At 62.2% G+C, this 12,309-nt stretch carries 12 protein-coding genes; 4 read left to right on the top strand and 8 right to left on the bottom strand.

Translation table 11 applies throughout. From position 1 onward, the window contains the following. Positions 1-2 precede the first annotated feature (2 nt). Genes AMC99_RS04540 through AMC99_RS13960 form a run of 3 tightly spaced genes read right to left on the bottom strand, consistent with a single transcriptional unit; the run spans position 3 to position 2,874 of the window. Positions 3-881, bottom strand: coding sequence for a tyrosine recombinase (locus AMC99_RS04540; protein ID WP_061923384.1), 879 nt, complete (start codon positions 879-881; stop codon positions 3-5). Then, complete coding sequence (locus AMC99_RS04535) at positions 881-2,719, bottom strand: hypothetical protein (protein ID WP_061923382.1); 1,839 nt, start codon at positions 2,717-2,719, stop codon at positions 881-883. Before AMC99_RS04535 ends, AMC99_RS04540 begins: the two co-directional genes overlap by 1 nt. Then, positions 2,719-2,874, bottom strand: coding sequence for a hypothetical protein (locus AMC99_RS13960; protein ID WP_157058251.1), 156 nt, complete (start codon positions 2,872-2,874; stop codon positions 2,719-2,721). Before AMC99_RS13960 ends, AMC99_RS04535 begins: the two co-directional genes overlap by 1 nt. Positions 2,875-2,942: 68 nt before the next feature. On the opposite strand from AMC99_RS13960, the gene AMC99_RS04530 reads away from it, so the two are divergent. The 4 genes from AMC99_RS04530 to AMC99_RS04515 are packed head-to-tail and all read left to right on the top strand — an operon-like array spanning position 2,943 to position 5,842. Then, positions 2,943-3,512 (top strand): shikimate kinase, encoded by a 570-nt coding sequence (locus tag AMC99_RS04530; RefSeq protein WP_061923379.1) that lies wholly within the window; start codon positions 2,943-2,945, stop codon positions 3,510-3,512. Beyond that, positions 3,503-4,612, top strand: a complete 1,110-nt coding sequence (gene aroB, locus AMC99_RS04525) for a 3-dehydroquinate synthase (RefSeq protein WP_061923376.1) — start codon at positions 3,503-3,505, stop codon at positions 4,610-4,612. The genes AMC99_RS04530 and aroB overlap by 10 nt, the downstream gene beginning before the upstream one ends. Before the next feature lies 1 nt (position 4,613). After that, the gene (locus AMC99_RS04520) at positions 4,614-5,384 is read left to right on the top strand and encodes a cyclase family protein (RefSeq protein ID WP_061923373.1); all 771 of its coding nucleotides are present in this window, start codon (positions 4,614-4,616) and stop codon (positions 5,382-5,384) included. 14 nt (positions 5,385-5,398) lie between these two features. Beyond that, positions 5,399-5,842, top strand: a complete 444-nt coding sequence (locus AMC99_RS04515; RefSeq protein ID WP_061923370.1) for a hypothetical protein — start codon at positions 5,399-5,401, stop codon at positions 5,840-5,842. A 16-nt stretch (positions 5,843-5,858) separates the two neighbouring features. Here the strand turns inward: AMC99_RS04515 and AMC99_RS04510 are convergent, their stop codons facing one another. From AMC99_RS04510 to scpA, 5 genes are read right to left on the bottom strand one after another with little or no spacing between them, the layout of a single operon-like run. Beyond that, positions 5,859-6,230 carry a tRNA-binding protein gene (locus tag AMC99_RS04510; RefSeq protein WP_061923367.1) on the bottom strand — a complete coding sequence of 124 codons (372 nt, stop codon included), beginning with the start codon at positions 6,228-6,230 and terminating at the stop codon, positions 5,859-5,861. After that, the gene (locus AMC99_RS04505) at positions 6,230-8,296 is read right to left on the bottom strand and encodes an acetyl-CoA carboxylase biotin carboxylase subunit (protein ID WP_061923364.1); all 2,067 of its coding nucleotides are present in this window, start codon (positions 8,294-8,296) and stop codon (positions 6,230-6,232) included. Before AMC99_RS04505 ends, AMC99_RS04510 begins: the two co-directional genes overlap by 1 nt. Beyond that, positions 8,278-9,132, bottom strand: coding sequence for an alpha/beta hydrolase (locus tag AMC99_RS04500; RefSeq protein WP_232301509.1), 855 nt, complete (start codon positions 9,130-9,132; stop codon positions 8,278-8,280). Before AMC99_RS04500 ends, AMC99_RS04505 begins: the two co-directional genes overlap by 19 nt. Further along, positions 9,129-10,151, bottom strand: coding sequence for a biotin synthase BioB (gene bioB / locus AMC99_RS04495; RefSeq protein ID WP_061923362.1), 1,023 nt, complete (start codon positions 10,149-10,151; stop codon positions 9,129-9,131). Before bioB ends, AMC99_RS04500 begins: the two co-directional genes overlap by 4 nt. Beyond that, on the bottom strand, positions 10,148-12,304 hold the full coding sequence (gene scpA / locus AMC99_RS04490; RefSeq protein WP_061923359.1) for a methylmalonyl-CoA mutase: 2,157 nt from the start codon (positions 12,302-12,304) through the stop codon (positions 10,148-10,150). The genes bioB and scpA overlap by 4 nt, the downstream gene beginning before the upstream one ends. Positions 12,305-12,309: the final 5 nt, after the last annotated feature.

Raw genomic sequence — 12,309 nt, 5'->3', positions numbered from 1 at the left:
CGCTAGTCCGATGTTTGGCTTCGGGCAAGAGGATGACGTGCATTGACCAGTTCGACAAGGCGCGCTGCATCCACATGTGTGTAGATCTGGGTGGTCGAAATGTCCGCATGACCGAGCAGGGTCTGCAACACGCGAAGGTCTGCCCCGCCCTCGAGAAGATGCGTCGCAAACGCATGACGCAGGACGTGCGGACTGATCGATCTGGGATTGAGATCGGCCCGGACAGCGAGCTCCTTCAGCAACTGGAACAAGCGCACCCGTGTGATGTGTCCAGTCCGGGAAGGAAACACGAAGCGCGACCCATCGGGTCGCACATCGAGCCAGCGCGATAGCGCCTCGCTCGCACGGTCGCTGACGGGCACCATCCGCGCCAGCCCGCCCTTGCCCATGACGGTCAGGACCGGAGCATCGCGGGGAACAGCAGACAAGGGAAGCGAGACAAGCTCGGTTGCGCGCAAACCAGACCCATAAAGCAGCTCCAGCAAGGCAAGGTTGCGCAGCGATTGCGGCGTCCCGCTTTCCGCTTCCAGTTCAGCCCTATCGAACAGCTTCTCGATCGCATCGTGCGACAGTACCTTTGGCAGAGGTCGCCGGGTAACCGGCCTGGGCAACGCGGCAGAGGGATCGTCCTTGCGCCAGCCTTCATCTACCGCAAATCCGAAGAATTGCCGCAAGGCCGAGCTTTTGCGAGCTGCCGTGGACGCAGCGTAGCTCGACCATGCTCCCGCCAGTCCTGCGACAGCGTCGCGGTCCGCCACTGAAAGGTCGCCGATCAGCTCTTCGGTCGATTCGAGATCGCGGCGATAGGCTGCCAGAGTATTCCTGGCAGCGCCCCGCTCTGCTGCAAGCATGTCGAGAAATGCCTCAACGGCAGCCGACATCAGCCTCGCGCCACCGCCTCCGCTGCGATCATCCGCGCTTCGGCCTTCAGACCCACGCGATTGAGCGCGGAGACTATATGATAGAGATGCAGCGGCGTCATCTGCGCCCAATTCTCGCCCTGCATGCCGAGGCCAGCGAGCAGCGCGACGAGAGCCGGATTGCCGACGTCGGCAGCCTTGTCGATAGTGCGTGTCCACTTGGTCTGTCGGCCAAGATCGATTTCCACGCGGCCCGTGAAATCGGCCAAATCATCGCTGGCGATGCGGTTCAGGCCAGCCAGCCCGGCGAGCAGGAAGCGCGACTTGCGCTGCGATGCACTGCTGTCGTCATCGATAAAGCCGTCGATCGCATCAGCCGATGATTGCCGGTCGGCCTCCGACGAAAGCGCGATCAGCGCCCAGGCCAGGCTTCCGCTATCGACCACGCCCGCCCACGCAGCCGCGTCGCGATCGAGCCCGGCAGTAAGCATGGAGGCGATCAGCTTGTCCGCATCGTCGGCCAGGTCCTCGCTCGCCGGCACACGCGCCGCCGCATAGGCAGTCAGCACCAGCCGGCCATAATCGGTATCGCTGCCGCCCCAGACATCGCGCATGGCGGCGATACGATCTGCAGGTGAGGCCGATACATACGCCTCGCGAAGGCGGGAGGCGCGGAGTGCTTCATCTCCCGCGATCGTGTCGTCTGCGTAAATCTGGCTGTAAAGATCGACCATCGCCCGGGACGACATCAGGCCTTCACGCGCAGCCCGATCCGAAGCGATCACACGGGCGATGAGAGGCAGCATCGGCGCAAAGGCGGAGACGCGCTGGTAATATCCATCGTCTTCCGGTTGCAGGTTATCGGGGATTTCCTCGCCCACGGCGGATGCCAGCGCAAACCGCCAGGGCGTCATGTCATCAACATCGTCCCATTCGATATCGACCGCCCGTCGACCTCGCCCGGCAGCCCCGGCAAATCGTTGCGCCAGCAGGACATCGATGCGCGGCGCAATGCCTTGCCGCAATGCACGGTCGAGTTCCGTTCCGGCCAGCGCACCTTCACCTGCATAGGCGTTGCATATCGCCTGCAGCATTTTCCATTGTGCGTCCTCGCGGGCTGAACCCTGCACCCGCACTGCCGGACATGCTCCGACGATGTCGCCCGTCGCCACATAAGCCGACAGGGCCTGATCCGTCAGCGACGTATTCCAGTTGCCAGCGTCGACGTCCTGGACAAGGCCCCGAGCCGCCGCGAATTCACCCATCCCATTGAGGACTTTCGCCCGCAGTGCCGCGAACTCGACAGGATTCATGCCTTGGGGAGCGGCAAGACGGCTGACAAGTGCGCGCCGCATCAGGATATGACCCCAGCGCGAAACCATTGGCCCATCGGTTCCTTGCAGCGCCGCGCGAACAAGCGAAGCCGGTTGCTTGGCGAGCGATGCCGAAGGCAGTCCGCCCTCTGCCGAAGACAGGATGCCAACCTTCGCCATCGAGCGACGCGCAGCAGGCGGAATGTCGAACTTGGGCTTCAGGCCCAGCAGTTCGTCGAGCTCGTCGGGGGACATCGCCTCCAGCTCGTCGAGCGAAGGGATCTTGGACAGATCCATGCCGCCGATGCTGGGCACTTCCGGCATATCGGGAATGTCCTGTATGACAGGCGTCCCACCGCCAGTCGGAACAGAAGGCGCAGTTGCCCCGCCCGGCTGCGGAGCGGCAGTAGGCCGCGGAGCGGGCGCAGGCGCCGGCGCCGGATCATCGAACCCCGGCGGAAGAAGCGATTCCGGTGCTTCCTGCGCGAAGGCCAGACTGGCACCGAGAGCAATCGCAGCAACACCTGTCCAAAGCTTCACACTCATCAACGCCCCTCCGGCATGGAAACTTGCACTTCGATAGGGTGGATCGGCTCCTCCCCACCGTCGAACCACGCCAGCGCCAGAACGCCAATCAGGGCAATGGCCGCCCAAAGGATATGTCGCTTGCGCGAACCTCCTTTGTCGAGCGAACCTTGCATGGGCTGAATCCGTGAGTGCTTGCGAGCCATATTGCGCGGGCACTACCCCATCTATAGGCGAAGGGGCAATGACCGAAGAAACAACATCCTTCGGCGATAAGGAAATCGCACAAGTTTCCCGGCGGATCGACCGGCCGATCGTGCTCGTCGGCCTGATGGGCGTCGGCAAATCGACGGTCGGGCGCAAGCTCGCAACGCTGCTCAATTGCGATTTCGTCGATGCAGATGAAGAAATTGAAGTTGCAGCCCAGCGTTCGATACCGGAAATCTTCGCCGATTTCGGAGAAGCATATTTCCGCGACGGCGAGCGCCGGGTGATAGCACGATTGCTGGATGCCCATTCCGGCGTCATTGCCACCGGCGGCGGCGCCTTCGTCAATGATGAAACCCGCGCCCTCATCCTCGAACGGGGTATCGGGGTGTGGATCGATTGCGATGTCGACACGCTCGTCGAACGAACAAGTCGCAAGGACAACCGCCCGTTGCTAAAGCAAGGCGATCCAAAACAAATACTCACGCGGTTGCTTGAAGAGCGCCGTCCCTACTACGCACAGGCACAGATCCGTGTCATGAGCGAGGACGGACCGCACATAAACACCGCGATCAAGATTTTGGAGGCAATCGACGCATGGCTGTAATCCCGGTCGCCCTCGCCGGACGATCCTATGACGTCATCGTCGCGCCAGGCCTTCTCGACCAAGCGGGCGAACGTTCAGCAGCACTTCTGCGTAAGAAGACCGTCCCTGTCGTGGCGGATGAAAACGCTTGGGCGGCGCATGGCGATCGGCTGACATCGTCACTTTCACGTGCAGGACATGAAATCGCACTATTTACAATCGCTTCGGGCGAAGGATCGAAGAGCTGGGACAGCCTGCGCGCATTGACCGACTGGCTGCTATCGGAAGGTGTCGAACGCGGCGACCATGTCATCGCACTGGGTGGCGGCGTCGTAGGCGACCTGACTGGTTTTGCCTGTTCCATCGTCAAACGCGGTTGCGGTTTCATCCAGGTTCCGACGACCCTGCTATCGCAGGTGGACAGCTCGGTGGGCGGCAAGACTGCAATCAACACCGGAGCGGGCAAGAACCTGATCGGAGCGTTCCACCAGCCCGGCCTCGTTCTCGCCGACCTGTCGACGCTGGACACATTGCCCGATCGCGAGATGCGCGCAGGTTACGCCGAGGTGATCAAATACGGGATCCTTGGCGATTTCGAGTTCTTCGAATGGCTTGAGAATAGCGGACCCGCAGTTCTGGCGCGCGATTCAGGCGCGTTGGAACAGGCGGTGGCGACCAGTGTCGCGGCAAAGGCCCGCATCGTGGCAGAGGACGAGCGTGAGACGACTGGCACACGCGCGCTCCTCAACCTTGGCCACACATTCGGCCACGCCCTCGAAGCGGAAACTGGATTTTCCGACCGTTTGCTCCATGGCGAAGGGGTCGCTCTCGGCATGGTCCTCGCCGCACGGTATTCTGCGCGCCGCGGCCATGTCACGGAGGCAGACGCGCAGCGGGTTTCCGAAGCGATTGCCGCAGCAGGTCTTCCGTCAGAGATTTCGGCGCTCGGCCTCGATTGCGACGGCAAACGGCTTGCCGATCATATGCTGCATGACAAGAAGATGGACGCAGGCACCCTGCCCTTCATCCTGCTCAACCGCATTGGCGATGCCTTCATGGCGCGCGACGTCGAAATGAGCGATATCGCCGCCTTCCTCGACGAAGAACTGCAGGCGCACTGACGTGTCGCGGTTCGTCGATCTTTCGATCCCGATCACCAATGACGTGATATCCGATCCGGAGGTCATGCGGCCGAAGGTCACCTACATGACCCACGAGGACACATGGCAACAGATCGCCATGTTCTTCCCGGGCCTGGAGAAGGAAGACCTTCCCGACGGCGAAGGCTGGGCCGTCGAAATGCTCGAGTTGTCCACGCACAACGGCACCCATATGGACGCGCCGTGGCATTATCACTCGACGACGGACAGCGGTGAAGCCCCCGCCCCGAGCATCGACGAAGCTCCGCTCGACCGGTTCTTCCGACCCGGTGTGAAGCTGGACTTCAGCCATCTGCCGCACGGGCACGTGGTCAGCGCAGCCGAGGTCGAACAGACGTTCGAAAAAATCGGATACGATCTCAAGCCGCTCGATATCGTGCTGGTGCAGTCGGGCGCGGTCTACGGCACCGAAAATTTCATCGACCAGGGCGTCGGCCTTGGCGCGGAAGCGACGCTTTGGCTGACCGAGCGCGGCGTCGAGGTGGTCGGCACCGATGCGTGGAGCTGGGACGCACCGTTCAGCCACACCGCGAAGCGTTGGGCCGAGAACCGCGATCCGGCGATCATCTGGGAAGGTCACAAGGCGGGGCGCATCAGGCCCTATTACCAGATCGAGAAACTCACGAACCTGTCGGCATTGCCCGATTTCGGCTTTATGTTCAGTTGCTTCCCGGTAAAGATCGAACGGGCAAGCGCCGGCTGGATTCGTGCCGTCGCAATCATCGGGGACTGACGGGGTACGCTGAAATGAAGAAATCGGTATTGGCTGGCGCAGCCTTCGCTGCTGCGGTTCTTGCACAACCTGCGGCGGCAGCAGAGGACATTCTCGATCTGACGCGTCCGACCGAGGCGGATTACGTTGAGGCAACCAAGGTTGTCGAAACAATCACCCAGGCACTAGTTGCGGACAAGAGCGGCGAGGTCTTCGATCTCGCTTTCAGTGGCAGTCCGCTTTACCCGCGCATCAAGCCCCAGATTCCCAATCTCAACGCGCAGTTCAGCGTTTCCCGATCGACTTATGGCAAGATCCAGCGTTGCGAGAAGGCCGAACGCAGTTTCAGCGGATCGATGGTCATCCGCTTCAAATATCTCTGCCAGCACGAGTTGTTCGTCACCGAGTGGAACTTCACCATGATGAAGGCGAACAGCGGCTGGATGATCGCGACCATGGCGTTCAAGGACGCCAGCTAACCCGAACTACCTGACGCTAGAACAGCCGCGATCCGTCCGGTACTTTAACATCGGGGGCGAACAGCACGACTTCGCCTCCCTTGTCTGCAAAGCCAAGCGTCAGTACTTCCGACATGGCCGGTCCAATCTGTCGCGGCGGGAAATTGACCACTGCCGCGACCTGTCGCCCGACCAGTTCATCGACATGGTAATTGGCGGCAATCTGGGCGCAGCTCTTCTTGCGCCCAATCGTCTCGCCGAAATCGATCACCAGCCGATAGCTAGGCTTACGCGCCTTGGGAAATTCCTCCGCCGAAACGATCGTGCCGATGCGGATATCGACCCTCAGGAATTCGTCGAAGCTGATTTCGTCCGCGGCGGGGGCATCGGGTGAATGGTGCAAGTGCACTATTCGAGTTCCAGGATGATCTCGTCGACCGCCAGGCTGTCGCCCTCACCTGCGTTGATCTTCGAAATCACCGCCTGCTTTTCGGCGCGCAGGATGTTTTCCATCTTCATCGCCTCGACCGTTGCCAATGGCTGGCCCGGCTGCACTTCCTCGCCTTCTGCAACATGCAGTTTCACCAGCAAGCCCGGCATCGGGCAGATGAGGAGCTTGGAGAGATCTGGCGGTTCCTTCTCGATCATGTGGCCGGCAAGATGCGCGATCCGCTTTTCCAGGATGCGCAAATGATGCGTCGCCCCGTGAGTCGTGATTGCATAGCCGGTGCGCGTCGGGCGTAGCTGCATGCCATAGCTTGCCACAGGCTCGGCATCGTCGTCGGCGTCATTCTCGAACAGGTCGACTTCGATGAACCGATCGCCGGGCGTGTAGCTGAGCGCCAGCGTCACCTGCTCCCCATCGACGGTAATCGCATTCTCTTCCAGCCGCACGTCATGGGTCGACGAGCTTTCCTCGCGTTCTCCGATGCGGACCGACCAGTCGCCCGGTGCATAGAGATCGCCGTCGAGCTGCTGATCGATCCGGCGTGCCCGGTCGGCGTCACCAGTGGCAATGATGCCGCCGACCGCAGCCAGTACGCCCTTGAGGCGCGTATCCGCCGCAGCGCCTTCGAAGCCGTCGGGATATTCTTCGGCGATGAAGCCGGTCGTCAGATCGCCCGAGCGGAAGCGCGGGTGCTGCATGATGGCGCTGAGGAAATCGACATTGTGCCCCAGCCCTTCGATCTGGAATGCGTCGAGCGCGGCAATCTGCAGGTCCGCCGCTTCGTCGCGCGTTTCGCCCCAGGTGATGAGCTTCGCGATCATCGGGTCGTAGAACATCGAAACTTCGCCGCCTTCATAGACACCGTCGTCGATACGGATGCCATCGACGCCGCGGCGACCGTTTTCCTCGCCGTCATCGGCCCAGGGTTCGACCGGCGGCTGATAACGCACGAGACGGCCGGTTGAAGGCAGGAAGCCGCGATACGGGTCTTCGGCATAGACGCGGTTTTCGATCGCCCAGCCGTCGATCTTGATATCGTCCTGCGTCATTTCGAGCTTTTCGCCCGCCGCAACGCGGATCATCTGTTCGACCAGGTCGACGCCGGTGATTGCTTCGGTAACGGGGTGCTCGACCTGCAGGCGGGTGTTCATTTCGAGGAAGTAGAAGCTCTCCCCCGTCTTGTCGGCGCCCGAAACGATCAATTCGACCGTGCCTGCCGAATGATAGTTCACCGCCTTCGACAGCGCGACGCACTGCTCGCCCATGGCCTTGCGCATCTGCGGGGTGACGAAGGGCGACGGCGCTTCTTCGACTACCTTCTGGTGGCGGCGCTGGATCGAGCATTCGCGCTCATTCAGGTAGAGGACGTTGCCGTGCTTGTCGCCGAGGATCTGGATCTCGATATGGCGCGGATCCTCGATGAATTTCTCGATGAAGACGCGGTCGTCGCCAAAGGAGTTGAGGCCCTCGCGCTTCACGCTTTCGAAGCCCTCGCGCACGTCCTTCTCGCTATAGGCCAGGCGCATGCCCTTGCCGCCGCCGCCGGCGCTGGCCTTCATCATCACCGGATATCCGATGTCGTTTGAAATCTCGACCGCGTGGTCGGTATCGCGGATTTCTCCGACGAAGCCGGGCACGACATTGACGCCGGCTTCCTTGGCCAACTTCTTGGACTCGATCTTGTCACCCATTGCCGCGATGGCGTTTTGCGGCGGACCGATGAAGGCGATGTTTTCCTTTTCGAGCGCTTCCACGAAGCTCGCACGCTCGGACAGGAAGCCATAGCCCGGATGAACCGCCTCGGCGCCGGTCTGCTTGCATGCGTCGATGATCTTGTCCGCAATCAGATAGCTTTCGGCCGCAGGCGCAGGGCCGATGTGCACAGCCTCGTCAGCCATGCGCACAAAGGGCGCGCGCGCATCGGCATCGGAATAAACGGCAACCGTCTGGATACCCATGCGGCGAGCGGTTTTGATTACACGGCAGGCGATTTCGCCACGGTTAGCGATCAGGATTTTTTTGAACATTTTACCTCGAAGCCCCACTCGGGTTCAAAATCGTTGTCGGTTGGGAAAAGAAACTGCAGCGCTTGCGGCGTCAGCACGTGATAGGCGGTGGCATGTGTCAGGTCCGGGCGCGGAACGAGGCAGCCCTGATCCCCGGCCGACCTGGCAATAAGGCGAGTACCTTTCTCCGTCATCGGACCTTCATTGGAATAGGTCAGCAGGATCGGCCCGCGCTGCTTGCCATCCTGCACCATGGAGGCAGCCGATTTGCCCAGCGCTATGTCGTTCCACCACAGGCTTGGGTCGATTGCGGCAAACCGGTCGAACAGTTCGGGTTCGCGCAGCCAGGTTTCTGCAATGAAGAGCCCCGCCAGGCTTTCGCCCATCACCGCATCTGCGCCGTTTGTGCGATAGTTCGCCTCGGCATGCGGCTTGACCTTGTCCCGCAGGAAAGCTCGAAAAGCAGCCGAGCCGCCAGCGGTCGGGAATTGCGACCGTTCCTCCGCATTGCCCTTGCTGCCGATCAGTTCGGCGCGGCGGTCCACGGTCTGTATCCCGACCACGATGACCGGGGCCGAACGTCCCCACATGGCATTGAGCGCGGCGGTGCCGGCAACATGGAGGAAGTCCTGATCCAGCCCGCCGTCGATCAGGTACAAGACAGGATAGCTTGCCTCTCCATCGGCATATCCGTCGGGGAGATAGACGTTCACTTCACGCAGATCGCCCGGAGCATATTCGAGGAAATGCGTCGTCCCGATGGTGATCGGCGCACTTTCGAGCACGTTCGGCCCGGCGTTCTGCGCCATCGCCGGTGCCCCGATCAAGGCCAGGGAAAAGGCGGCGGCGAGTTTCACTCGGCAGGCTCCATGACCTTGCAGGCGCGCCCAGATGCTCTGAGGGGCTCATCCTGCTGGAGAGCTGTCAGGCCCAGCTTCGCGAACAGCGCGGCGTCGCTGTCGTCGCCAGCGTTGGGCGCGGTCAGCAGCTTGTCGCCGGTGAAGATCGAGTTCGCGCCGGCCAGGAAGCACAGCGCCTGCGTCGCCTCACTCATGCTTTCGCGACCGGCAGAAAGGCGCACCATGCTCATCGGCATGCAGATACGCGCCACCGCCACGGTGCGGACGAATTCGATATCGTCGATCTTGGCGAGCGGGGTGTCGGCCAGCATGTCGCCCAGCACCGTGCCCTTGACCGGCACCAGCGCATTGACCGGCACGCTTTCGGGATGGCGCTCCAGCGTGGCGAGCGTGTGGACGAAGCCCACCCTATCCTCGCGCGTCTCGCCCATGCCCACGATCCCGCCGCTGCACACATTGATACCCGCGTCGCGCACGTTCTTCAGCGTATCGAGCCGGTCCTGGTAATTGCGGGTCGAGATCACGCGTTCGTAATATTCCGGCCCGGTATCGACATTGTGGTTGTAGTAGTCGAGGCCCGCTTCCTTCAGCATGTCCGCCTGTTTCGGCGTCAGCATGCCCAGCGTCATGCAGGTTTCCAGCCCCATGGCGCGCACGCCCTTCACGATCTCGACGATGGCGGGCATGTCGCGGTCTTTGGGGTTGCGCCACGCCGCACCCATGCAGAAGCGCTGGCTGCCCGCATCCTTCGCCTGCGCCGCGCGCTGGAGGACCGATTGCACCTCCATCAGCTTGGTCGCCTCGACGCCGCTGTCGGCCTTCACCGACTGCGAGCAATAGCCGCAATCTTCGGGGCAACCGCCGGTCTTGATCGACAGCAGCGTGCAGAGCTGGATTTGCTCGGGCGGATGGTACTCGCGGTGGACGGTGGCGGCCTGGAACAGCAGCTCGGTGAAAGGAAGGTCGAACAGCCCCGCGATTTCCTCGCGTGTCCAGTCGGTACGGATTTGGGTCATTCCGCCGCCTCGTCCAGATCCTCGCCCGCAGGCGGCATGTTGTGACCGAGCAGGCGCAGCACGTCCGCCGCGCATTCGACAACATTGCTGCCCGGTCCGTAGATGCCCTGCACCCCGGCATCGCGCAGGAAATCGTAGTCCTTCTGCGGGATCACGCCGCCGGCGATCACTTTGATGTCGCTGCGGCCCGCATCCTTCAGCAGGCCGATCAATTCGGGGATGAGGGTCTTGTGGCCTGCCGCAAGGCTGCTCGCGCCAATGGCGTCGACATCGTTTTCAAGCGCCATGTCTCGGGTTTCCGCAGGCGTCTGGAACAACGGGCCGGAGACAACCTCGAAGCCCATGTCAGCAAAGGCGCTGGCGATCACATTCGCGCCGCGGTCGTGGCCGTCCTGGCCCATCTTGGCGACCATCAGCTTGGGCGCGCGGCCAAGGCGACGTTCGACCGCCTTCACGCCTTCGACCACCTGGCGGTAGCGATTATCGTCCGAATAGGCCTGCGAATAGACACCGCGCACAGGTCTCGGCACGGTGTCGTAGCGGCCAAACTCGCTTTCCATCGCGGCGGAAATTTCGCCCAGCGTCGCATCGTGGCGCGCCGCCTCTACCGCCAGTTCGAGCACGTTCGCGCCGCCCTTTGCACCGTCGGTCAGGGCCTTCAGCGCGGCCTGGCAGGCGGCCTCGTCACGGCCGGCGCGCACCTTTTCGAGGCGCGCGATCTGGCTCTGTCGAACGGCGTGGTTGTCGATGTCGAGCGTCTCGATATCGGCCTCTTGCGGCAGGCGATACTTGTTGACGCCGACGATCACAGTCTCGCCCTTGTCGACGCTGGCCTGCTTGGCCGCAGCCGCTTCTTCGATTTGCGCCTTGGGCTTGCCGCTGGCGACATAGCGGGTCATGCCGCCTGCCGCCTCGACCTCGTCGAGCATGGCACGCGCTTGTTCGACCAATGCCGCAGTCAGGCTTTCGATGTAGTAGCTGCCGCCCAAGGGATCGGCGACCTTGGTCACGCCCGTTTCTTCCTGGATCACCAGCTGCGTGTTGCGCGCGATGCGGGCGGAGAAGTCGGTCGGCAGCGCAATTGCCTCGTCCAGCGCGTTGGTGTGGAGCGATTGCGTCCCGCCGAGCACCGCCGCCATCGCTTCGATCGTGGTGCGGATGACGTTGTTGTACGGGTCCTGCTCTTGCAGCGAGACACCCGACGTCTGGCAGTGGGTGCGCAGCATCTTCGACTTGGGATCCTTGGCCCCCAGCCCTTCCATCACGTCGTGCCACAGCGCGCGGCCCGCGCGCATCTTGGCGATCTCCATGAAGAAGTTCATGCCGATGCCCCAGAAGAACGACAGGCGCGGCGCGAAGGCGTCGATATCGAGGCCCGCTTCCATCGCGCGCTTGGCGTATTCCTTGCCGTCGGCGATGGTGAAGGCGAGTTCCTGCACGGCAGTCGCACCGGCCTCGTGCATGTGATAGCCCGAGATCGAAATGCTGTTGAATTTCGGCATGTTGGCCGAGGTATATGCGATGATGTCGGAGACGATCCGCATGCTCGGTTCGGGCGGATAGATATAGGTGTTGCGGACCATGAACTCCTTGAGGATGTCGTTCTGGATGGTCCCGGCGAGCTTGTCCTGGCTCACCCCCTGCCGCTCTGCCGCGACGATGTAGAACGCCAATACGGGGATCACCGCGCCGTTCATCGTCATCGATACGCTCATGGTGTCGAGCGGGATCTGGTCGAACAGAATTTCCATGTCGCGCACGGTGTCGATCGCAACGCCCGCCTTGCCGACATCGCCGACCACACGCGGGTGATCGCTGTCATAGCCGCGGTGGGTCGCAAGGTCGAAAGCGACCGACAGGCCCTTCTGCCCCGCCGCGAGATTGCGGCGATAGAAAGCATTCGATTCCTCGGCAGTCGAGAAGCCCGCATACTGGCGGATAGTCCACGGACGGCCAGTGTACATTGATGCATAGGGCCCGCGCGTGAACGGCGCGATCCCGGGAACGCCGGGGTCGATCCCCTGCGTGTCGGCGCTGGTATAGAGCGGCTTCACGGCGATACCCTCCGGCGTCTGCCAGGTCAGGTCGCGGCCCTTCACCTCCTTGTCGGCAAGGGGCTTCCAGTCGTCAAAGGTCGGGGTCTTGTCGGTCATTTTCG

It is taken from the genome of Altererythrobacter epoxidivorans (assembly GCF_001281485.1).
Taxonomy (GTDB): Bacteria; Pseudomonadota; Alphaproteobacteria; order Sphingomonadales; family Sphingomonadaceae; genus Erythrobacter; species Erythrobacter epoxidivorans.
Note: the sequence above shows the minus strand (reverse complement) of the source record. Positions and strands in the feature narration are given on the sequence as shown.